The 21,286-nt window shown below is 62.1% G+C and carries 18 protein-coding genes and 2 tRNA genes; 6 read left to right on the top strand and 14 right to left on the bottom strand.

Annotated features, from left to right (window positions below; genetic code table 11):
* Positions 1-73 precede the first annotated feature (73 nt).
* Together CNQ84_RS19440 and CNQ84_RS19435 are read right to left on the bottom strand one after the other, a co-directional pair.
* A tRNA-His gene (locus CNQ84_RS19440) sits at positions 74-149 on the bottom strand.
* A gap of 34 nt (positions 150-183) precedes the next feature.
* Positions 184-260 (bottom strand) — tRNA-Arg (locus tag CNQ84_RS19435).
* A 312-nt stretch (positions 261-572) separates the two neighbouring features.
* Here CNQ84_RS19435 and folD point away from each other — a divergent pair.
* Positions 573-1,427, top strand: coding sequence for a bifunctional methylenetetrahydrofolate dehydrogenase/methenyltetrahydrofolate cyclohydrolase FolD (gene folD / locus CNQ84_RS19430; protein WP_096006432.1), 855 nt, complete (start codon positions 573-575; stop codon positions 1,425-1,427).
* 67 nt (positions 1,428-1,494) lie between these two features.
* Here folD and CNQ84_RS19425 read toward each other — a convergent pair whose 3' ends face one another.
* From CNQ84_RS19425 to CNQ84_RS19400, 6 genes are all read right to left on the bottom strand, one after another.
* A complete protein-coding gene (locus tag CNQ84_RS19425) occupies positions 1,495-2,283 on the bottom strand; it encodes an SDR family oxidoreductase (RefSeq protein ID WP_096006431.1) in 789 nt (262 codons plus the stop codon).
* A 61-nt stretch (positions 2,284-2,344) separates the two neighbouring features.
* Positions 2,345-3,532 carry a 2-methylaconitate cis-trans isomerase PrpF gene (gene prpF, locus CNQ84_RS19420; RefSeq protein ID WP_096006430.1) on the bottom strand — a complete coding sequence of 396 codons (1,188 nt, stop codon included), beginning with the start codon at positions 3,530-3,532 and terminating at the stop codon, positions 2,345-2,347.
* 50 nt (positions 3,533-3,582) lie between these two features.
* On the bottom strand, positions 3,583-6,207 hold the full coding sequence (gene acnD / locus CNQ84_RS19415) for a Fe/S-dependent 2-methylisocitrate dehydratase AcnD (RefSeq protein ID WP_096006429.1): 2,625 nt from the start codon (positions 6,205-6,207) through the stop codon (positions 3,583-3,585).
* Positions 6,208-6,209: 2 nt separating this feature from the next.
* The gene (gene prpC, locus CNQ84_RS19410) at positions 6,210-7,367 is read right to left on the bottom strand and encodes a bifunctional 2-methylcitrate synthase/citrate synthase (protein WP_096006428.1); all 1,158 of its coding nucleotides are present in this window, start codon (positions 7,365-7,367) and stop codon (positions 6,210-6,212) included.
* A gap of 71 nt (positions 7,368-7,438) precedes the next feature.
* Positions 7,439-8,323, bottom strand: a complete 885-nt coding sequence (gene prpB / locus CNQ84_RS19405) for a methylisocitrate lyase (RefSeq protein ID WP_096006427.1) — start codon at positions 8,321-8,323, stop codon at positions 7,439-7,441.
* Positions 8,323-9,027, bottom strand: coding sequence for a GntR family transcriptional regulator (locus CNQ84_RS19400; RefSeq protein WP_090475132.1), 705 nt, complete (start codon positions 9,025-9,027; stop codon positions 8,323-8,325). Before CNQ84_RS19400 ends, prpB begins: the two co-directional genes overlap by 1 nt.
* 465 nt (positions 9,028-9,492) lie before the next feature.
* Here CNQ84_RS19400 and rloB point away from each other — a divergent pair, with 465 nt between their 5' ends.
* Genes rloB through pabB form a run of 3 tightly spaced genes read left to right on the top strand, consistent with a single transcriptional unit; the run spans position 9,493 to position 13,395 of the window.
* Entirely contained in the window at positions 9,493-11,019 is a 1,527-nt protein-coding gene (rloB, locus tag CNQ84_RS19395) for an osmotic stress tolerance membrane protein RloB (RefSeq protein WP_096006426.1), read from the top strand.
* Between the two features lie 9 nt (positions 11,020-11,028).
* Complete coding sequence (locus CNQ84_RS19390; RefSeq protein ID WP_096006425.1) at positions 11,029-12,039, top strand: alpha-L-glutamate ligase-like protein; 1,011 nt, start codon at positions 11,029-11,031, stop codon at positions 12,037-12,039.
* Between the two features lie 15 nt (positions 12,040-12,054).
* Positions 12,055-13,395 carry an aminodeoxychorismate synthase component I gene (gene pabB, locus CNQ84_RS19385; RefSeq protein ID WP_096006424.1) on the top strand — a complete coding sequence of 447 codons (1,341 nt, stop codon included), beginning with the start codon at positions 12,055-12,057 and terminating at the stop codon, positions 13,393-13,395.
* A gap of 135 nt (positions 13,396-13,530) precedes the next feature.
* Here pabB and CNQ84_RS19380 read toward each other — a convergent pair whose 3' ends face one another.
* Positions 13,531-14,889, bottom strand: a complete 1,359-nt coding sequence (locus tag CNQ84_RS19380) for a spinster family MFS transporter (protein ID WP_096006423.1) — start codon at positions 14,887-14,889, stop codon at positions 13,531-13,533.
* A gap of 242 nt (positions 14,890-15,131) precedes the next feature.
* Here CNQ84_RS19380 and CNQ84_RS19375 point away from each other — a divergent pair, with 242 nt between their 5' ends.
* Complete coding sequence (locus CNQ84_RS19375) at positions 15,132-15,938, top strand: transporter (RefSeq protein ID WP_245841546.1); 807 nt, start codon at positions 15,132-15,134, stop codon at positions 15,936-15,938.
* 65 nt (positions 15,939-16,003) lie between these two features.
* Here the strand turns inward: CNQ84_RS19375 and CNQ84_RS19370 are convergent, their stop codons facing one another.
* Positions 16,004-17,134, bottom strand: a complete 1,131-nt coding sequence (locus tag CNQ84_RS19370; protein WP_096006422.1) for a YbfB/YjiJ family MFS transporter — start codon at positions 17,132-17,134, stop codon at positions 16,004-16,006.
* A complete protein-coding gene (locus tag CNQ84_RS19365; RefSeq protein ID WP_096006421.1) occupies positions 17,118-18,005 on the bottom strand; it encodes a LysR substrate-binding domain-containing protein in 888 nt (295 codons plus the stop codon). Before CNQ84_RS19365 ends, CNQ84_RS19370 begins: the two co-directional genes overlap by 17 nt.
* 73 nt (positions 18,006-18,078) lie before the next feature.
* On the opposite strand from CNQ84_RS19365, the gene CNQ84_RS19360 reads away from it, so the two are divergent.
* Complete coding sequence (locus tag CNQ84_RS19360; protein ID WP_096006420.1) at positions 18,079-19,146, top strand: NAD(P)H-dependent flavin oxidoreductase; 1,068 nt, start codon at positions 18,079-18,081, stop codon at positions 19,144-19,146.
* A gap of 28 nt (positions 19,147-19,174) precedes the next feature.
* Here the strand turns inward: CNQ84_RS19360 and CNQ84_RS19355 are convergent, their stop codons facing one another.
* The 3 genes from CNQ84_RS19355 to CNQ84_RS19345 form a co-directional block, all read right to left on the bottom strand.
* Positions 19,175-19,534, bottom strand: coding sequence for a glyoxalase superfamily protein (locus tag CNQ84_RS19355; RefSeq protein ID WP_096006419.1), 360 nt, complete (start codon positions 19,532-19,534; stop codon positions 19,175-19,177).
* 46 nt (positions 19,535-19,580) lie between these two features.
* On the bottom strand, positions 19,581-19,985 hold the full coding sequence (locus CNQ84_RS19350; protein WP_342745789.1) for a DUF7079 family protein: 405 nt from the start codon (positions 19,983-19,985) through the stop codon (positions 19,581-19,583).
* A gap of 225 nt (positions 19,986-20,210) precedes the next feature.
* Positions 20,211-21,164 (bottom strand): endonuclease, encoded by a 954-nt coding sequence (locus tag CNQ84_RS19345; RefSeq protein ID WP_096006418.1) that lies wholly within the window; start codon positions 21,162-21,164, stop codon positions 20,211-20,213.
* Between the last annotated feature and the right edge of the window lie 122 nt (positions 21,165-21,286).

Here is a 21,286-nt window from a genome sequence, read left to right as displayed (position 1 = left end):
CAATTTCACCACGTCCGCATTCGGAGCTTGAAACAAAAACGCCAGGCTGGGCCTGGCATTTTTTACAAAATAGTGGGGTGGACGATGGGGATCGAACCCACGACAACAGGAGTCACAATCCTGTGCTCTACCAACTGAGCTACGCCCACCACTACATGCTTCTGACCACACAGCCTTGCCAAATGGCACGCCCGGCAGGACTCGAACCTGCGACCATCCGCTTAGAAGGCGGATGCTCTATCCAGCTGAGCTACGGGCGCCCTGTGCATACGACTGCCCTTGCGGACGGCGTATCCGACTGACTTGTGACGTTCAATCGGCGCTGCCTGGTCGCCTTCCAAACCGGTATCGCTGTGTTTGTGAAGCGGGGCGAATAATACTGAGCACGCTCGCCCACGTCAACGCCGCATTCAAAAAAATTTAATCACAAGAGCAAGTTAAGCTGCTCTACCGATAAAACACCGGCAGCCGCTCGGCGCGGCACAGTTTTCCGACAACCTGCCCCGCCCGGCCTTTTTCCGCAGGGTCCGGCATGCCACAATAGCGCCACTTTTTTCTGCGTCAGGAACCCCATGAACGCCAAACTCATCGATGGCAAGCAGATTGCCGCCAACCTCCGCAAGGACATCGCCGCCAAAGTTGCCGAACGCAAGCTCAACAACCTGCGCCTGCCGGGGCTGGCAGTGATCCTGGTCGGTAGCGACCCGGCCTCCCAGGTATATGTGTCCCACAAACGCAAGGACTGCGAGGAAGTCGGCTTCCTGTCACGCTCGCACGACCTGCCGGCCACAACCAGCCAGCAAGAGCTGCTCGACCTGATCGACAGCCTGAACGACGATCCCGCCATCGACGGCATTCTGGTGCAATTGCCGCTGCCGGCTCATCTTGACGCCTCCCAGCTGCTGGAGCGCATCCGTCCTGACAAGGACGTGGACGGCTTCCACCCTTACAACATCGGCCGCCTGGCCCAGCGCATGCCGCTGCTGCGCCCCTGCACCCCGATGGGTATCGTGCGCCTGCTCAACAGCACTGGCGTCGACCTGTACGGCCTCGACGCGACGGTGGTCGGGGCCTCCAACATTGTTGGCCGCCCGATGGCGTTGGAGCTGCTGCTGGCCGGCTGCACCACGACCGTTACCCACCGCTTTACCAAGAGTCTGGAGGAGCACGTGCGCCGCTCCGACCTGGTTGTGGTTGCCGCCGGCAAACCGGGACTGGTCAAGGGTGAGTGGATCAAACCGGGCGCTATCGTCATCGACGTAGGCATCAACCGCATGGAGGACGGCCGCCTGGTTGGCGATGTGGAGTTTGGCCCGGCAGCCGAGCGCGCCAGCTGGATCACGCCAGTACCGGGCGGTGTCGGCCCGATGACCCGCGCCTGCCTGCTGGAGAATACCCTGCACGCCTGCGAGCATCTGCACAGCTAAGCACAGTGCAGGCGCAGACATAAGAACGCCCGGCCAGTGCCGGGCGTTTTTGTTTGCGCGCAGACGGTCAGAGCGAACCGGTCATGCCGCCATCCACCGGCAAATTGATGCCATTGATATAGGCAGCCGCTGGCGAGGCGAGAAAGCCGACGGCATTGGCAAACTCGGCCGGCTCGGCAAAGCGCCCTACCGGGACGCTGGCCGCCATAGCCTTGGCAACCTGCTCGACCGACCGCTCGCTGCGCGCGGCGGTATTGGCAATCAGGCTGTCCAGTCTGGGCGTTTGTGTCAGCCCGGGCAGCACGTTGTTGACAGTAATGCCATCAGCGCCCAGCTCCGACGCCAGGGTTTTGGCCCAGTTGGCGACAGCAGCCCGCACCGTGTTGGACACCCCGAGATTGGCCAGCGGTTGCTTGACCGAAGTGGACAGCACATTGAGGATGCGCCCGTAACCGGCGCTGCGCATTCCCGGCAGCAGGTGATTGAGAATGACCTGGGCATGCACCATGTGCTGCGTGAGTGCAGCGGCATAGGCATCAGGCTCGGCGTCACTGGCACGCCCAGGCGCCGGGCCACCGGTGTTATTGAGCCAGATATGGATGGCTCCGCCCTGCTCCAGCTCGTTGACCAGCGCGCGTGTCAGCGCCGCGCGATCGTGGGCATCAACCGCCAGCACGCTGTGGCGCTGACCATGCCCGGTTGCCAGGCTATCGCGCACCGACTGCAACTTGTCGAGCGAACGGGCCAGCAATACCACCTCTGCGCCCTGCTCGGCCAATTGACGGGCACAGGCCTCGCCCAGCCCCTGACTTGCACCACAGACCAGCGCACGCCGGCCCGACAGATTCAGATTCATGCAATTGCTCCACCGCGTTACCAGAGTCGAACGAGCCTAGCACGCGGCACAGTTCAGCACATCAGAACGCGTCGCCGGGCACCCGGACGTTACCCTCCATCAGGATCCGCGCACTGCGGCTCATGATGGCCTTGGTGACGACCCACTGACCGTCGACCTGCTTGGCCTCGGCGCCCACGCGCAGCGACCCGGACGGGTGACCAAAACGCACCGCCTCGGGCGCGCCACCACCGGCAGCCAGGTTGACCAGCGTGCCCGGAATGGCTGCTGCGGTGCCGATGGCGACCGCGCAGGTGCCCATCATGGCGTGGTGCAGCTTGCCCATGGACAGCGCCCGCACCAGCAGATCAACGTCAGACGCCTCGATCTGCTTGCCACTGGAGGCCTGATAGGTCTTGGGCGGCGACACGAAGGCAATCTTCGGCGTGTGCTGACGCTGGGCGGCTTCTTCCGGCGTTTTGATCAACCCCATACGCAGCGCGCCGGCGATACGAATCTGCTCAAAGCGGGCCAGCTGGGCTGGATCACTGTTGATGTCTTCGCGCAGCTCGGTGCCCTTGTAGCCAATGTCTTCGGCGTTGACGAACACGGTCGGGATACCCGCAGTGATCATGGTCGCCTTGAAGGTACCGACACCGGGCACTTCGAGGTCGTCGACCAGATTGCCGGTGGGGAACATCGAGCCGCCCTCCTCACCGTCGTCGGACGGATCAATAAACTCCAGCACGATTTCAGCCGCCGGGAAGGTCACGCCATCCAGTTCGAAATCACCGGTTTCCTGCACTTCACCGTTGGTGATCGGCACATGGGCGATGATGGTTTTCTGAATATTGGCCTGCCAGATGCGCACCACGCAGGTGCCGTTCTGCGGAATTCGCGCCGGATCAACCAGACCGGCGTGAATGGCAAAGGCACCCGCAGCGGTCGACAGGTTGCCGCAGTTGCCGCTCCAGTCAACGAAGGCGCTGTCGATCGAGACCTGACCGTACAGGTAATCGACGTCGTGCTCGGGCTGGCTGCTTTTCGACAGAATCACGCATTTGGAGGTCGACGAGGTGGCGCCGCCCATGCCGTCGATGTGCGCACTGTACGGATCGGGGCTGCCGATCACGCGCATGAACAGCTTGTCACGCGCCTCGCCCGGCACCTGACAGCGCTCGGGCAGATCCTGCAGACGGAAGAACACGCCTTTACTGGTACCGCCACGAATGTAGGTAGCGGGAATTTTGACTTGGGCTGCATGAGCCATGAAAACGTCTCCTGAAAAGAACACCGGGGCGCAAGCGCCCCGGTACTGGATCAACCTTGCTCTGACTCAAGGAAGTCCTTGGCGAAGCGCTGCAGCACCCCGCCCGCCTTGTACACACTGACATCGGCAGCGGTATCCAGACGGCAGGTCACCGGCACTTCTACCACCTCACCATTGCGGCGATTGATCACCAGGGTCAGATCGCAGCGCGGCGATACTTCACCCTTGATGTCATAGGTCTCGGTACCGTCCAGCGCCAGCGTCAGGCGCGTGGTACCCGGTTTGAACTCGACCGGCAGCACGCCCATGCCCACCAGGTTGGTACGGTGAATGCGCTCGAAGCCTTCGGCCACGATCACTTCAACCCCCGCCAGACGCACGCCCTTGGCCGCCCAGTCACGGGACGAACCCTGACCGTAATCGGCACCGGCAACGATGATCAGCGGCTGCTTGCGCTCCATGTAGGTCTCGATGGCTTCCCACATGCGCATGACCTTGCCTTCCGGCTCGACCCGGGCCAGGGAGCCCTGACGCACGCTGCCGTCGTCGTTCAGCACCATCTCGTTGAACAGCTTGGGGTTGGCCAGGGTGGCGCGCTGCGCGGTCAGGTGATCACCACGGTGGGTGGCGTAGGAGTTGAAGTCCTCCTCCGGCAGGCCCATCTTGTGCAGGTATTCACCCGCCGCGCTATCCAGCAGGATCGCATTGGACGGCGACAAATGGTCGGTGGTGATGTTGTCCGGCAGGATCGCCAGCGGACGCATACCCTTGAGCGCCGGCTTGCGCGCCAGCGCGCCTTCCCAATACGGCGGACGACGGATGTAGGTGGACATCGGACGCCAGTCATACAACGGGCTTTCAGCCTCCTGCACGTTGCCCAGATCGAACATCGGAATGTAGACCTGGCGGAACTGCTCCGGCTTGACGCTGGAGGCGACGATGGCGTCGATCTCTTCGTCGCTCGGCCACAGGTCTTTCAGGGTGACCGGATTGCCATCCTTGTCGGTGCCCAGCACGTCCTGCTCGATGTCAAAGCGCACGGTACCGGCAATCGCATAGGCCACCACCAACGGCGGCGACGCCAGGAACGCCTGTTTGGCGTACGGATGGATACGACCATCAAAGTTGCGGTTACCGGACAGCACCGCGGTGGCGTACAGATCGCGGTCGATGATTTCCTGCTGAATTTTCGGGTCCAGCGCGCCGGACATGCCGTTACAGGTGGTGCAGGCGTAGGCAACGATACCGAAGCCCAGTTTTTCCAGCTCCGGCAACAGACCCGCCTCTTCCAGATACAGCCTGGCCACCTTGGAACCGGGCGCAAACGAGGATTTTACCCACGGCTTGCGTACCAACCCGAGATCATTGGCTTTCTTGGCCAGCAGACCGGCCGCTACTACGTTGCGCGGGTTGGAGGTGTTGGTGCAGCTGGTAATGGCGGCGATGATCACAGCGCCATCGGGCATCAGGCCATGAGCCTCTTCCTCTTTACCCGCCTCCCACTTGGCCTCGTCGGAGATACCGCGCTCGGCCAGCGCCGAGGTCGGCAGGCGACGGTGCGGGTTGGACGGGCCAGCCATGTTGCGCACGACGCTGCCCAGATCGAAACGCAGCACGCGCTCGTACTCGGCGGTTTTCAGCGCATCGCTCCACAGCCCCAGCTCCTTGGCGTAGGTCTCGACCAGCGCCACCTGCTCGGGCTCGCGACCGGTGAGTTTGAGATAGTCGATGGTCTGGCCGTCGATGTAGAACATCGAGGCCGTGGCACCGTACTCGGGGCACATGTTGGAGATAGTGGCACGGTCACCGATGGTCAGGCTGTCTGCACCTTCGCCAAAGAACTCGACGTAGGCACCCACCACCCGCTCCTGACGCAGGAACTCGGTGATCGCCAAAACGATGTCGGTCGCGGTGATGCCGGGCTGACGCTTGCCGGTCAGCTCGACACCGACGATGTCGGGCAGGCGCATCATCGACGGATGACCCAGCATCACGGTCTCGGCTTCCAGGCCGCCGACGCCAACAGCGATAACGCCCAGGGCATCAACGTGCGGGGTATGCGAGTCGGTACCGACGCAGGTATCGGGGAACGCCAGGCCGCCACGCGCCTGAATCACCGGGCTCATCTTCTCCAGGTTGATCTGGTGCATGATGCCGTTGCCGGCCGGAATCACGTCGACGTTCTTGAACGCGGTCTTGGTCCACTCGATAAAGTGGAAGCGATCTTCGTTGCGACGGTCTTCGATGGCGCGGTTCTTTTCGAACGCATCCGGATCGAAGCCCGCGGCTTCTACCGCCAGCGAGTGGTCAACAATCAGCTGCGTCGGCACCACCGGGTTGACCTTGGCCGGATCACCACCCTTCTCGGCGATGGCGTCACGCAGGCCAGCCAGATCGACCAGTGCGGTTTGACCGAGAATGTCGTGACAGACCACACGGGCCGGATACCAGGGGAAGTCCAGATCGCGCTTGCGGTAGATCAGCTGCTCCAGCGATGCAGTCAGATCAGCCGGATCACAGCAGCGCACCAGTTGCTCCGCGAGCACCCGGGAGGTATAGGGCAGCTTGGCCCAGGCACCGGGCTGAATCGCATTCACCGCCGCCGGGGCGTTGAAGTAATCCAGATCGGTACCGGCCAGGCGCTCACGGTATTGGCTATTCACGGTAGTAGTCATTGTTATTTACGATCCTTGAGCGCGACAAACGGCACATCTTCCGGCCCAACGTAGTTAGCGCTCGGACGAATGATCTTGCCGTCGATGCGTTGCTCGATCACGTGGCTGGACCAGCCGGCGGTACGGGCAATCACGAACAGCGGCGTAAACATCGCGGTGGGCACGCCCATCATGTGGTAACTCACGGCGCTGAACCAGTCGAGATTGGGGAACATCTTCTTGATTTCCCACATCACGCTTTCCAGACGCTCGGCGATGTCATACATCTTGGTGTTGCTCTGCTCGGCGGACAGCTCGCGAGCCACGTCCTTGATCACCTTGTTGCGCGGGTCGGAGACGGTGTAAACCGGGTGACCAAAGCCGATGACCACTTCCTTCTTCTCGACGCGGGCGCGGATGTCGGCCTCTGCCTCTTCCGGATTGTCGTAGCGCTTCTGAATCTCGAAGGCCACTTCGTTGGCGCCACCGTGCTTGGGACCGCGCAGGGCACCAATCGCACCGGCGATGCACGAATGCATGTCGGAACCGGTACCGGCGATCACACGGCTGGTAAAGGTAGAGGCATTGAATTCGTGCTCGGCGTACAGGTTGAGGCTGGTGTGCATGGCACGCACCCAGGACTCACGCGGCTTCTCGCCGTGCAGCAGGTGCAGGAAGTGGCCGCCGATGGAGTCGTCGTCGGTCTCGACGTCAATGCGCTTGCCGTTGTGGCTGAAGTGGTACCAGTACAGCAGCATGGAACCGAAGGAGGCCATCAGCTTGTCGGCGATATCACGGGCACCCGGGTGGTTGTGATCGTCCTTCTCGGGGGACACACAGCCCAGAACGGAGACACCGGTACGCATCACATCCATCGGGTGGGCAGACGGCGGCAGCTGCTCAAGGGCAGTCTTGACCGCAGCCGGCAGGCCACGCAGGGCTTTCAGCTTGGCCTTGTAGCCAGTCAGCTCGGCGATGGTCGGCAGCTTGCCGTGGACCAGCAGGTGGGCGATTTCTTCGAACTCGCAGGTGGTGGCGACATCCAGGATGTCGTAGCCACGGTAGTGCAGATCGTTACCGCTGCGGCCGACGGTGCACAGTGCGGTGTTGCCGGCAGCCGTGCCGCTCAGGGCAACGGACTTCTTCGGCTTGAACGTCGGGGTCTCGGTGTTGGACGTCATGGCGTTGATCTCCTCACGGATCGTTTTTATAGATGAATGCCGGCCCCGTCCCGCGGGGCCAGTGCCAATACTTACTTTTTGCCGGCGGCGAACAGGGCGTCCAGCTTCTGCTCGAACGCGTGATAACCGATGCGATCGTACAGCTCGGCACGGGTCTGCATGGTGTCGATCACGTTCTGCTGATGGCCTTCGGTACGAATGGCGTTGTACACATTCTCGGCAGCCTTGTTGGCAGCGCGGAAGGCAGACAGCGGATACAACTGAATAGCAACGCCAACCGAGGCCAGCTCTTCACGGGTGAACAGCGGCGTGGCACCGAACTCGGTGATATTGGCCAGGATCGGCACGTTCAGCTCTTTGACGAAGCGCTCGTAGGTCGGCAGATCGTAGGCAGCTTCGGCGAAGATGCCGTCGGCCCCAGCCTCAACGTAGGCCTTGCAGCGCTCGATCGCCGCATCCACGCCTTCGGCCTGAATGGCGTCGGTGCGGGCAATCAGGAAGAAATCCGGATCGGTCTTGGCATCGGCGGCCGCGCGTACCCGATCAGCCATCTCTTCGGTGGAGACAATTTCCTTGCCTGGGCGGTGACCGCAGCGCTTGGCGCCAACCTGGTCTTCGATGTGGGCAGCCGCAGCGCCGGCCTTGATCAGACTCTTGACGGTACGTTCGATATTGAACGCGCTCGGGCCAAAGCCGGTGTCGATGTCGACCATCAGCGGCAAGTCGCAGACATCGGTGATGCGACGCACGTCGATCAGCACGTCTTCCAGGGTATTGATACCCAGATCCGGCAGACCCAGCGAGCCGGCAGCCACACCGCCACCTGACAGGTAGATAGCCTGGAAGCCGGCACGCTTGGCCAGCAGCGCGTGGTTGGCGTTGATGGCACCAATGACCTGCAACGGACTTTCGGCAGCAAGTGCTTCGCGGAAACGTTTACCCGGGGTTTTCGACATCAGACTGTTCCTCCTTGGGAAGTGACGGCATCGCCCTGCTCCTGCAGTCGACGCTCGATATTGCGGCGTGATGCGCTGATATGACGGCGCATCAGCATTTCCGCCAGCTCGCCATCGCGATCGGCAATGGCCTGAATAATGTTGTGGTGTTCGGCAAAGGCCTGCTTCGGCCGTTTGGGGGTGGTCGAGAAGCGGTAGCGGTACATGCGTACCAGCTGATAGAGCTCATCGCAGAGCATGTGACTCAGGGTACGGTTCTTACTGCCCTGCACGATCAGATAGTGGATATCCAGATCGCCTTCCTGCTGATAGTAGGACTTGTTGGCCTTCAGCCCGCTGTGCTGCTCGTGCATGGCAAGCACATCGCGCAGTGCAGCGATCTCGTCTTCCGTCATGTTCTGCGCAGCCAAGCGACAGGCCATGCCTTCCAACGCTTCACGAACGTGATACAGCTCGATCAATTCAGCGTAGTCGAGCGACACCACCCGCACCCCGGCGTGAGGAATGCGCACCACCAGGCGACGGCCTTCAAGTCGGCGAATCGCCTCGCGCAGCGGGCCGCGACCAATGCCGAAGGTGGTCGACAGGTATTGCTCACTGATACGTGTGCCCGGCGCGATCTCGCCTTTGACGATGGCGGCCTGAATACGCTCGAAGGCGCCGTCAGACAGGGTTTGCGTTGGCCCATCCAGAGTTGCTTCCATCAATTGTCTACAATCCTTAGCAGCAGAGCCCAGAAAACAGCAAAATTCTGCGCCACACTCCGCAACATTGTCAACAATCCATAAGTCGCATAGGTTGAACTATGCTCAAAAAGAACCCCGCACAGCGCGCAAGCTCGCACCCGCTGGGGAACTGGACCCGCGACAGACTGTCTGCCGGAGGGCTAAAGGAAGCACTGGTTAATTCCGCATGCCCTCTGGCGTTCAGGCTGGGCTGCAATCAAGGAGTGGTTTCGAAGGCATGTCGGGACCTGTCGAGAAATCACAACGCAGAGTGCAGCCCAGCTTGAACACTCGCAGAGGGCGTGTGGAATTGACCAGTGCTTCCTAAATGCTGTACGCAACCTCTACGAGGCGCCCTGTGCGCATGCTAAGATGCGGCCAGCTCGCTGCGCCTGCCAGGACGGTAAAAGGTCAGGCGGACCTACAACAGTTGTTGAGATAACTATGCAATCAATAAATCTGCACCTGAAGATCCTGATCGCCGTACTGGTCAGCCTTGGCGTCCTTATCACCGGCTACCAGATTTACTTCCTCGATATACCCGTAACCGAAGACGAAACCGATGACATCTGGAGCCTGGATGCCAAGGTCGAGTTTCGTGCAGTGCCCGGTACCCCGATCAAGGCGCAGTTTTTCATTCCGCCGCTCAATCAGGATTACGTCAGCCTGAATGAGAGCTTTATCTCCAACAACTACGGCGTGAATATCAACAACCAGGGCGGCAACCGTCGGGTGACCTGGTCTTCACGCCGCGCCAGCGGCACGCAGACGCTCTACTACCGTCTGGTACTGACCCAGCGTTACAGCGAAGAGCAGGCCAAGGCGCCGCCGCCACCAGCACCGCAACCGGTACAGCTGGAAGGCCCGGAGCAGGTTGCCGCTGACGCGCTGATCAACCCGATCCGCCAGCACTCGGCCGATATCGAAACCTTTATCAGCGAGACCATTCGCCGGGTGAACGACATCACCGACGACAACGTCAAGCTACTGCTGGCCGGCGGCACCAGCGCCATGGACAAGGCACGAGTGATCGAGCTGCTGCTGTCCAACGCACGTATTCCGCTGGAGCTGGTACACACCATTCGCCTGGAGAATACCGAGGCGCAATCCCCCGAGCTCTGGCTACGCAGCTACAACGGCGAACGCTGGCTGTATTTCCACCCGGAGACTGGCCAACAGGGCATCCCGGACAACCGCCTGGTCTGGTGGACCGGCAGCAACCCGATGCTGGCGCTGGAAGGCGGCCGTCAGGCCAGCGTGACGCTGACCGTCAGCAACAGCGAAATGAACGCCCTGCGTCTGGCCAAGCTGACCACCCAGAACAGTGCCTCTGCGCTACTGGAATACTCCCTGTATGGCCTGCCGCTGCAGGCGCAGCGCGTGTATCAGGTGATGATCATGATCCCGGTCGGGGTGCTGGTCATTCTGATTCTGCGTAACCTGATCGGCATGCAGACACTCGGTACCTTTACGCCGGTGCTGATCGCCCTGGCCTTCCGCGAGACCGAACTGGGCTGGGGTATCGCCCTGTTCACCGTGATCACCGCCCTCGGTTTGTCGCTGCGCTCCTACCTTGAACACCTCAAGCTGCAGATGCTGCCACGCCTGTCCATCGTGCTGACCTTTGTTGTCTTGGTGATCGCCGCCATCAGCCTGTTCAGCCACAAACTGGGCCTGGAGAAAGCCTTGTCGGTATCGCTGTTCCCGATGGTGATTCTGACCATGACCATCGAGCGTCTGTCGATTACCTGGGAAGAACGCGGCGGCGCGCAATCGCTGAAAACCGCTCTGGGCACGCTGGTTGCCGCCACCCTGGCGCACCTGCTGATGACCATTCCGGAACTGACCTACTTCGTGTTCACCTTCCCGGCCGTGCTGCTGATTCTGGTGGCCTTCATGCTGGCGATGGGTCGTTACCGCGGCTACCGTCTCACCGAGCTGATGCGCTTCAAGGCGCTGACCAAGAGCTGAGGAGGCCGCATGTTCTGGAAAACCTGGAAGGCGCTGTCCGAGGCCGGCGTCATGGGCATCAACCGCCGCAACGCGGACTACGTGCTCAAGTACAACAAGCGGCACCTGTATCCGGTGGTAGACGACAAGATCCTGACCAAGGAGCGCGCCATCGCCGCCGGTATCCATGTACCGCAGCTGTACGGCATCATCGATACGGAAAAGGACTTCGACAAGTTCGACAGCATTGTCGCCGAGCACCGCGACTTTGTAATCAAACCGGCCCAGGGCGCCGGCGGTGACGGCATTATCGTCATCGCCGACCGCTTTGAGGGGATGTACAAAACCGTCGGCGGCAAAATTATCAGCCGCGACGAGATCGGCCACCACATTTCCAGCATCCTGTCCGGTTTGTACTCACTGGGCGGCCACCGTGATCGCGTGCTGATCGAGTACCGCGTAACCCCGGACCAGATCTTCAAAAGCATCAGCTACGAAGGCGTGCCGGACATCCGCATCATCTGCCTGATGGGCTACCCGGTGATGGCGATGCTGCGTTTGCCCACCCGCCAGTCCGGCGGCAAGGCCAACCTGCACCAGGGCGCCATCGGCGTCGGCGTCGACCTGGCCACCGGCATCACCCTCAAGGGCACGTGGCTGAACAAGATCATCAGCAAGCACCCGGACACCACCAACCCGGTCGATGGCGTGCAGCTGCCGGACTGGAACGGGTTCATGCATCTGGCCGCCTCTTGCTACGAGCTATCGGGCCTAGGCTATATCGGTGTGGATCTGGTGCTTGACCAGGATCAGGGCCCACTGATTCTGGAGCTCAACGCCCGTCCGGGCCTGAACATCCAGATCGCCAACGATGCCGGCTTGACCACCCGCTGCCATATGGTCGAGCGACACCTGGCCCAGCTAAAGAAGGAAGGTCGCGAGGAAAGCGCCGAAGAGCGCGTGGCCTTTTCCCAAAAACACTTCGCCAAGCTGCCGGATGCACCGCTGTCGAGTGACGAAGCCAACGCCAGCAACGCATGATCGACGAGTCCCACCATGCCTGAATACCAGCTCCACGAGCTGGTTTACCAGGCAGATCCACTGCCACGGCTGAACGCCGTGCGCAGCCTCGGCGCCACCGTCCTGCTCGATTCCGCTGACCCGCGCTACCAGCTTGGCCGCTACAGTCTGCTGAGCGCCGGCCCGCTGCTACAGATCAGCGACCAGCAACCTGCCAAGCAGACCGCCCGTCTGCTGCGCGAGGCGCTGCAACGGCTTGGCCCGGCAGCCTGGCCCAGCGACACAGCCCTGCCCTTTGGCGCCGGTCTGCTGGGCTACCTGGCCTATGACTACGGTCGCCAGCTTGAGGCCCTGCCCAGCCTGGCCTGCGACGACATCGCGCTGCCCGCTCTCGCTTTCGGGCTGTACGACTGGGCGGTGGTCAGCGACCACCAGCAGCAGCGCAGCTGGCTGGTATGTCATCCGAGTGTGCCGAGCTCACGCCGGCAAGCCCTGCTGAACCGACTGCAGCAACCAGCAGCGACGCTGGGTAGGTTCCAGCTGCTGGCACCCTTCCAGGCGGATCAAGACAAAGCCGCTTATGCGGCAGCCTTTGATCGCGTTCAGCAGTACATCCACGCTGGTGACTGCTACCAGATAAACCTGGCGCAGCGCTTCAGCAGCCGTTACAGCGGCGACCCGCTGGCCGCCTATGCCACCTTGCGACAACGCAGCCCGACCCCCTTCGCGGCCTACCTTGAAACCGCACAGGGCACCCTGCTCAGCCTGTCGCCCGAGCGCTTTATTCAGGTGCAGGATGGCCGGGTAGAAACCCGCCCGATCAAGGGCACCCGTCCGCGCGGCGCAGACCAGGCAAGCGACCGGGCGCTGGCCAACGAGCTGCAGGGATGCGCCAAGGATCGGGCCGAAAACCTGATGATCGTTGACCTGCTACGCAACGATCTTGGCCGTAGCTGCAAACCCGGCAGCATCCGCGTGCCGGAGCTGTTCAGCCTGGAAAGCTATCCCAACGTGCACCACCTGGTCAGCAGCATCACCGGCCAGCTGCGCGACGACTGCGATGCCATTGATCTGCTGATGCGCGCCTTCCCGGGCGGCTCCATCACCGGCGCGCCAAAGATCCGCGCCATGCAGATCATCGAGGAGCTGGAGCCGGTACGCCGCAGTCTGTATTGCGGTAGCGTCGGCTATCTGGGCTGTGAAGGTCAGATGGACTTCAATATTGCCATTCGCAGCCTGGTCTGCCATGCCGACCGGATTCACTGCTGGGGCGGCGGCGGCATCGTCGCTGACTCGATCATGGAGCTGGAGTATCAGGAAACCTTGACCAAGGTCGGCAATCTGCTGAATACCCTGCAACCTGCCTGCCCTACCTGAGCACGACCTAGCCCCTGCCCAGTCCACCTTCGTTGCCCCGACGCCCAGCGCCCTGAGAATCTCCGGCAGCGGCCTGCCGGCAACATGTACAAAAAAACCGGCCGGTGCCGGTTTTTTTGTCACTCAGTGATCAGCTCACGCCGTCGCAGGCGCTTGGTCCGACGCCTCTTCAGGCTCATCGGCAGCCATCGCCGCTTCCATTTTCTTGGAGTCGGCAACAAAGTAGCGCGCGCCCATCAGTAGAGCTGCCATAGCCGCCAGCAGCGCAACCGGGATGGAGATCATTGCATCATGCAGACCTTGCGCCTTGAACACTTCGTTCATCTCAGCAGCACCTGCAGCCACCCGCGCCGCCTCGGCAAACTGATCCGACAGCAAGCCCACCACCACCGGCCCCATGCCGCCGCCCAGCAGATACAGGCACGCGAAGAACAGTGCGACAGCCGTGCCACGCAGACGCGGCTCAATGACATCCTGAATTGCGGTATACACACTGGTGAAGTAGTTGTAGGAGAACAGCCAGCCAATCGAGAACACCGCGATGAACAGACTGATCTCGATCTCCTCCTGCAGCAGTGCATAACCCGTCGCCAGCGCAGCGATCAGCATGCTGATTGCGCCAAACATCAGTCGCCCGGTCGCCCAGCGCTGGTGCACCTTGTCCGCAATCCAGCCGCCCGTTGTCAGGCCAACCAGGCCGGTAACACCAACGATGACGCCGGTAGAGACAGCAGCCTCCTGCAGAGACAGATGGAAGTAACGCTGCAGCATCGGCACCATGAATGAATTACAGGCATAGGACGCGAAGTTGTACGCCAGCCCCGCCAGCGTCAGCCACCAGAAGGTACGCACTGCAAAGATCTTGCGCATGGGCTTGTCGACCGGCGCAGCGCTGGTCCTGACCACCTCAGCGGCGCCACGTGCGGGCTCCTTGATCATGAAGACGAACACCGCGAGCAGCAGCCCTGGTATCGCCGCGATATAGAAGGGCGCGCGCCAGCTGTCAAAGGCCTCGACCATGGCACCAACCGTAAAGAAGGCCAAGAGCAGACCGAGGGGCAAGCCGAGCATGAAAATACCCATTGCCCGGGCGCGCTTGTGCGCCGGGAACAGATCGCCGATCAGGGAGTTGGCAGCGGGAGCGTAGCTGGCTTCTCCGACCCCCACGCCCATGCGAATGATCAGGAAGCTCCAGAAGTTCCAGGCAGCACCGGTCAGCGCGGTAAAGCCACTCCAGACCGCCAGCCCCCAGCCCATGATCTTGCGGCGCGAGCCAACGTCTGCCATACGCCCCAGCTGAATACCGGCCAGCGCGTACACGACCGTGAAGGCCGTGCCACCCAGGCCCAGCTGAAAGTCGCTGAGATCCCATTCCATGCGCAGCGGCTCGATAATGATGGCCGGGATCGTCCGATCGAAAAAGTTGAACATGTTCGCCAGGAACAGCAGGAAGAGTACCCGCCAGGCGTTCTTCGCCTGTTGTGGCTGTTGCATGAGCTGACCTCTCTTGTTATTCGGTCTTGCCTGGGGCAAGGGAAACGCCTCTGGATCAGGCATTTCAGGCAGTCTCACCGATCACGACCCAGTCCGAAACCACTAGGCGTGACATGATCGCAGCGCTATCAATGTGCTGAATGGCCAATTCTCTCACGCCATTGCCTATACCGATGCGGACATCGCCGACAAACCGTCTACGCTGAAATGACAAACCTCAACGCTTCCAGGGAGAGGCCGGCGTGTTCAACACCATTGCGCGCAGCACCACCGCCTTGATAGCCGCCGCCATGGCGTCCAACGCGCAGGCAGACGCCGCTGCGCTGGATCTGGCGAAGTCGCTCAGCAACCCGGTCGCGGCGCTGATCAGTGTGCCGTTTCAGTACAACTACGATCACCACATCGGGCCAGACAACGACGGTGAACGGCACACACTGAATATTCAGCCGGTCATTCCTATTTCGATCAGCGAAGACTGGAATCTGATTTCGCGCACCATCCTGCCGGTAACACATCAAAGCGATGTATTCCCCGGGGCAGGCAGCCAGACCGGCACCGGCGACACCGTGCAGAGCCTGTTCTTTCCACCCAAGGAACCTACAGCCGGCGGCTGGATCTGGGGCGCCGGACCGGCCATGCTGCTGCCTACCGGCTCGGAGGACGAGCTGACTGCGGACACCTGGGCTGCAGGTCCAACCGGCGTTGCCCTGCGCCAAAGCGGCCCGTGGACGGTAGGGCTGCTGTTCAATCATCTGGTCGATGTAGCCGACGCCGGTCATCGCGCCGACATCAACAGCACCTTTATCCAGCCCTTCGCCAGTTACACCACACCCTTGGCGGTCACCTACACCCTGAACAGCGAAACCACCCACGACTGGGAAAATCACGACAGCGCGGTGCCGCTCAACGTCTTGATATCCAAGGTGGTGCCCATCGGCGGGCAACTGTTCAGTATCGGTGACGGCCTGCGCTACTGGGTGGACAGCACAGATAACGGACCGCAAGGCCTTGGCACGCGACTGATCGTTACCGCGCTGTTCCCCAAGTAGCCTGTCTGCCGCGGCATGGCGGCGCCATCTCCGTGCAGGAATGCGCGGGCGAGCTCGTCACGCCGTCACAGGCGTAACGTCAGCAGTGCGGCCAGGATCAGCGCCGCAGCCGCAGCCAGCAAGGCGCCGTTAAAGCTGAGAAAAAGAGTGTGCAGCCGGTCGGCCATCAAGGGGCCAGCAATCTGGCCCACCCCGTAGGCCAGGGTCATGACGGCCATCAGGTTGATCTTCGCGTGACGGGCAGCCTGCTGCGCGGCCGGCATGGCGATGGTAACCGTGCCCATGAAGGTGCCGCCGACCAGCAAGGCGCTCAGCAAAAAGCCAGTCGTCGTCGGCAACATGGCTGGCAGCGCGACGCCAACGGCCTGAATCAGCAGATTTACCCGCAGTGCGGCGCGCGACCCCAGCCGCTGATTGACCCGGTGCCAGACAAAGCAGGATGGTGCCGCACCCAACCCGAAAACCGCCCAGACATGGGCTGCGTTCAGGTCCGGAAAGCTGTCGCGCACCAGCACCGGCAGATAGGTTGCCGTCACGATGTAGCCCAACCCCGCCAAGCCGTAGAGCACCACCAGGGGCCAGGCGGCGACCGGCGCGGCGCTGTGCCCTGACGCCATACCTGGGGCGGCAGCGACCACAGCCCGATCGAGCAGCAGACCAGGCAACGCCAGCAGACTCAAAGCGAAGCAAACAGCGCCCAGCAGCAGCCATAAGCCTGCACTGTGCAAGCCAAACGCGCCACCCACCACCAGCAGCTCGGCAGACACAGCAATCCCCAGACCGACCCCGGCATACAGTAACGGCGCACCGGCAAACTGCCGGCGATGCTCAAACAACCAAAGCGAGCCAGCCACCATCGCCACCGCGCTCAGCACACCCGCCAGCAGCCGCACAACCACGATGCCCCAGGTCGCGGTGACCACGGCCAGCGCCGCCAGGCAAGCCGATGTCCCCAGCATGGCCACGACGCACAGCAGGTGCGCCCGATGACTGCGCGTCCACATCAGCAGCAGCGCACCGAGCAAATAGCCGGCGTAGTTGGCCGAGGCTGCCAGGCTGCCGCCCTGCAACGTCAGCACGCCTTCCTCGACCATCAGCGGGTATAGCGCGGTAAAGGCAAAGCGACCAAAGCCCATACCGATCACCAGAATCAGCGCCGCCTCAGCCGCGCTGCGCAGGTCAGACTGCCGGTGCATCAGGGGCCTCCGGCAACAGCGTCTGCAGTCGCTCGAATGCGGGCGTGGCGTAGTGCTGTCGCCAGACCAGCAGGGTATCGGCCTGCACCACCGGCAGCGTCTGCAGCTGGCGATGGGCCGGGCTGAGCATTAACACACTCTCAGGCAACAACGAGACACAGGTGCCTGCCGCCACACAGGCAATCATCGCGTGATAGGAATTCATCTCCTGCACCCGCCACTCGAGCGAGCCCGGCACGCCCAGCCATTGCTCAGCGATGCCGCGATACGTACACCCCTGAGGAAACGCCGCCAGCGAACGCAGCACAATGCCGCTAACGCCCTCCGCTGGCAACGCATCGGCCGGCAGCGCCAGCAACAGCTGTTCACGCCATACTGCACACCCTTGCAGCCCCAGCTCAGACAGGCCGTCCAGGCCACCGAAGTCCGCCGGCAGAGCAACGAAGGCGCAGTCCAGCTGACCGTTGCGCACCTTTTCCAATAATGGCCGCGACGGCCCCGTCTGCAGCTGCAGGCGCGTCTGCGGATAGTGCCGATGATAGCTCGCCAACACCGCGGGCAAGCGCGCAGCCGCGGTGCTTTCCATGCTGCCGATGCGCAAGCCGCCGGCGTGCCCGCCAGCACTGACGACATGTCGCGCCTCCTCCTCCAGGGCCAGCAATCGGGCGCTATATTCGACCAAGCGCTCGCCAGCGGCCGATAGCGACATGCGCTTACCAACACGGCTGAACAGCTCGATGCCCAACTCACCCTCCAGCTGCTGAATCCGCGTGCTGACGTTGGAGGGCGCACGCCCCAAACGCGCCGCTGCGCGTGTAATGCTCAGTTCGGCCGCAACGGCAGAAAAAATACGCAGGGTTTCGCTGTCCATTTAATTCTCATTGAAAGAATATTTATTAAATAATATTCTCCAAAACAGAACACATCAACAACCAGGAGACAATATGCGCCCGACCTCCCCCCTGCTGGAGCGCCTCGGCATCGAGCTGCCCCTGATTCAAGCCCCGATGGCGGGCGTATCCACCCCGGAGCTGGCAGCAGCGGTATCCAATGCCGGCGGTCTGGGCTCCATCGCCATCGGTGCCGGCAACGCTCAGCAGGCCCGCAGCGCACTGGCGCAAACCCGCGCCCTGACCTCTCGGCCATTCAACGTAAACCTGTTCTGTCACGCACCTGCCGTGCACGACGCCGCGCGGGAGGCTGCCTGGCTGGAGCATCTTGCCCCCCTGTTTCACCGCGCCGGGGCGCAGCCCCCTGAAGCACTAAGCGAGATCTACCGCAGTTTTGTAGAGGACGACGAGACGCTGGAGTTGCTGCTCGAACAGCGGCCGGCGGTCGTCAGCTTCCACTTCGGCCTGCCTACTGCAGAACGCATCAAGGCACTGCAAGACGCCGGTATCTGCCTGCTGGCGACCGCAACCAACCTGCACGAAGCGCAGTTGATCGAGCAAGCCGGCATCGACGCCATCGTCGCTCAGGGGATCGAGGCCGGCGGTCATCGAGGCATGTTTGATTCCTGCGCAGACGATGAGCAGTTGGGCACCTCGGCACTGCTTGCGCTGCTAAGCCAACACATCACGCTGCCCATTATCGCCGCCGGCGGCATCATGAATGGCCAGCAGGTCGCTAGCGCCCTAGCCCAAGGCGCTGTCGCAGCCCAGCTCGGCACCGCCTTTGTGTTGTGCCCGGAGTCCTGCGCGCCAGCGGCCTACCGCGCCAACTTGTCGAGCGAACATGCCCGGAACACCCGCTTGACCAGCGCGTTCTCCGGCCGCCCGGCACGCGGTATCGTCAACGAGCTGATACGGTTCTGTGATGGCGCCGACACGCCCGTGCCGCCGGACTACCCCATCGCCTACGACGCCGCCAAACAGCTGCACGCCGCCGCCAGCCAACAGGGTAATCACGCCTTTGCCGCGCATTGGGCCGGCCAGGGCGCCGCGCTGGCCCGTCAGCTACCGGCGGCGGAGCTGGTTGCCGTGCTGGCACGCGAATGGCGCGAGAGCGTCTGATCCGTTGATCAGCGCCCTGGCGCGCCGATCATTCGGGCTGATTGAACCAGATACGGTTGGAGAAAGGGTCCACCACCTGAAAGCCATAGTCGCCCCAGGCTGCCAACTCCAGCGAGGGGCGGCAGTAGGCGTAAGGCCTTGTCTGCAGCTCCGCCAGTAACGCCCGCGCATCACTGACATTGACAAACAATTTGCTGCCCGGCGAGCAGTCGCCCGAATGCTCGCTCAAGTGCAGTACCAGCGAGCCTTTCGATACTTGCATATAGAGCGGGTACCCCGGTTCAAAACGGTGCTCCCAATCCAGCGTCATACCGAGAAAACCGAGGTAGAAATCCCTCGCTTTCTGTTCATCGAAAATCCGCACAATCGGGATAGTCTGAAAGTCCACGCCAATCTCCTCTGGGCCTGCAATGACCACTCGATGGCCCGTGATGCTACTCGAAGTCAGACGGCAATCGCAGTGCCACGGCCTGCCAGCAGCGCCGTATCTCCCGCGCCACGCCACCACGGCCGCCAAGCGGCGCCAGCTCGGTCACCGGCTTGATGTGGGCCAGCAACCAGTCATCCGACCAGCCTGCCCATTCCCCGGCAACCGAGCGCAGATTGCCTGCAAGCACTGGAAACAGCTCTGCCCAAAGCACCTGTTTAACCTGCATGGGCAGATAGCCGCTTTCCCGAACTACTCGGGCGATGTAATCGAAGGTGACATCGTCTGGCTCGGTATCCAGAAACAGCTCGGACAGCGCTCGCCAAAGCGCCAGACGACGCTCATCCACCGGCGGCATGGGCACCGGTTCGCGGCGATAAGCTATCAGCCGTTGACGCAAAAAACTGAACATCGAACGCTCTCCCTGATGAGTCACAGCCCCTACTCAGGCGCTTGCGCCGATGGCGCATGCAAAGCGGTATGCGCCAGATCGCGCGACTCGACATCCCATGCCGGTGCGAGAGCAAAGCACGACAGGTCAGCCTGGAGCGCATTCAGCCGGCCACCCACCACGGCTGTCTTGATAGGCAAGTGTACCTAGCCAGCCGCGCTGCGCCCAGCGGCCGGTATCAAGCCGTCAACCGCTGCAGTTACCGGCCTTCCTGAACCCGGCAGCCACTGCGGCCGCCTCGGTTTCGAACTGCACCTGGTTGCGCGCCGCGACCTGGTCATAGCTCGGGCACCCTGACGGCAAGTGATACACCTTGCTGTTGCGGTTACCGATGATACCGCCGCGGCTGCCGGCGGCTGCCTCGTGCCTGACAGCAGGCACTGGAGACACCAGACCATCGCGGGTAGGCCTGTGCCCCGGCGTCCAGGACCGCTCGCCCGTGACAAAGGGGTTATTGTGACCCATGACCCGCGCCGTACGGTTGCTCCACTCCCGTTCCCACTCGGTCACCGGGTACTGACGACTCCAGGCCATCAGCAACTGTTGCTGCTGACGAGACATCGATAAGCCGTAGCGGTCATACATGTAGAAGTGAACCCGCGCGACCAGCCCCTTCACTTCGTCCCGAGGCTCGGCCACCCGTTGCTGGAAATCGACTTTTGAGGTGCAGGCGCCGTACTGCGCAGGCGCCCGACCAATCATCGCATACTGAAAGTTGCTGCGATCACCGTTGACCTCCCCCACAGCCGGGTAAAGGTTGAACATATCCGCCTCCATCACCCGGAACAGCGGATCGTTCACCACGCAATTGCGCCGCCCGCCGTTTTGCCAGCACTGTCGCTGATGGCCAAACACCCAGGCAGGGACGATATGCTCCCACTCGATCCGCCCTGCCCGCGCCTGCTGGGCGCGCGTCTCATAACCACAGGAGCTGGCATCAACCCGGCCACCGGACCGTCCGACCCAATCCCAGCGACACCCGCAATACAGATCGCCCTGCCTGACCGCCCGCTCATCCACAAAGACCTCACGCTTGGCGGTCGCCTTGGCCGCAGAGAAACTGGTCGGCGCATCAGCAAACGAGGTAGAAACAAACAGGCACAGCAGTACGACAACAAACAGATCAGCCAGCGACTTCATAACGCGGAGCTTTCTCGGCAAAAGCCGCGCATTGTAGGGAAGTTCGCCCGCAACCGATAGCGTCAGAGGCTCAAGAACAGTGGTTACAGAGACACACGGAGGGTGGTCTCAATGACCAAGTG

Source organism: Pseudomonas abyssi (assembly GCF_002307495.1).
Taxonomy (GTDB): domain Bacteria; phylum Pseudomonadota; class Gammaproteobacteria; order Pseudomonadales; family Pseudomonadaceae; genus Halopseudomonas; species Halopseudomonas abyssi.
The sequence above is the reverse complement of the archived record's forward strand: the minus strand, read 5'-3'. Positions and strand labels throughout refer to the sequence as shown.

Bases quoted from the DNA above. Each gene is read 5' to 3' on its own strand.
- CNQ84_RS19370 (WP_096006422.1), bottom strand. From the start codon at position 17,134: ATGCACCGGCAGTCTGACCTGCGCAGCGCGGCTGAGGCGGCGCTGATT.
- CNQ84_RS19380 (WP_096006423.1), bottom strand. From the start codon at position 14,889: ATGCAACAGCCACAACAGGCGAAGAACGCCTGGCGGGTACTCTTCCTG.
- acnD (WP_096006429.1), bottom strand. From the start codon at position 6,207: ATGACTACTACCGTGAATAGCCAATACCGTGAGCGCCTGGCCGGTACC.
- folD (WP_096006432.1), top strand. From the start codon at position 573: ATGAACGCCAAACTCATCGATGGCAAGCAGATTGCCGCCAACCTCCGC.
- CNQ84_RS19350 (WP_342745789.1), bottom strand. From the start codon at position 19,985: ATGTTCAGTTTTTTGCGTCAACGGCTGATAGCTTATCGCCGCGAACCG.
- CNQ84_RS19365 (WP_096006421.1), bottom strand. From the start codon at position 18,005: ATGGACAGCGAAACCCTGCGTATTTTTTCTGCCGTTGCGGCCGAACTG.
- CNQ84_RS19400 (WP_090475132.1), bottom strand. From the start codon at position 9,027: ATGGAAGCAACTCTGGATGGGCCAACGCAAACCCTGTCTGACGGCGCC.
- prpF (WP_096006430.1), bottom strand. From the start codon at position 3,532: ATGGCTCATGCAGCCCAAGTCAAAATTCCCGCTACCTACATTCGTGGC.
- prpB (WP_096006427.1), bottom strand. From the start codon at position 8,323: ATGTCGAAAACCCCGGGTAAACGTTTCCGCGAAGCACTTGCTGCCGAA.
- CNQ84_RS19390 (WP_096006425.1), top strand. From the start codon at position 11,029: ATGTTCTGGAAAACCTGGAAGGCGCTGTCCGAGGCCGGCGTCATGGGC.
- rloB (WP_096006426.1), top strand. From the start codon at position 9,493: ATGCAATCAATAAATCTGCACCTGAAGATCCTGATCGCCGTACTGGTC.
- CNQ84_RS19425 (WP_096006431.1), bottom strand. From the start codon at position 2,283: ATGAATCTGAATCTGTCGGGCCGGCGTGCGCTGGTCTGTGGTGCAAGT.
- pabB (WP_096006424.1), top strand. From the start codon at position 12,055: ATGCCTGAATACCAGCTCCACGAGCTGGTTTACCAGGCAGATCCACTG.
- CNQ84_RS19345 (WP_096006418.1), bottom strand. From the start codon at position 21,164: ATGAAGTCGCTGGCTGATCTGTTTGTTGTCGTACTGCTGTGCCTGTTT.
- prpC (WP_096006428.1), bottom strand. From the start codon at position 7,367: ATGACGTCCAACACCGAGACCCCGACGTTCAAGCCGAAGAAGTCCGTT.
- CNQ84_RS19360 (WP_096006420.1), top strand. From the start codon at position 18,079: ATGCGCCCGACCTCCCCCCTGCTGGAGCGCCTCGGCATCGAGCTGCCC.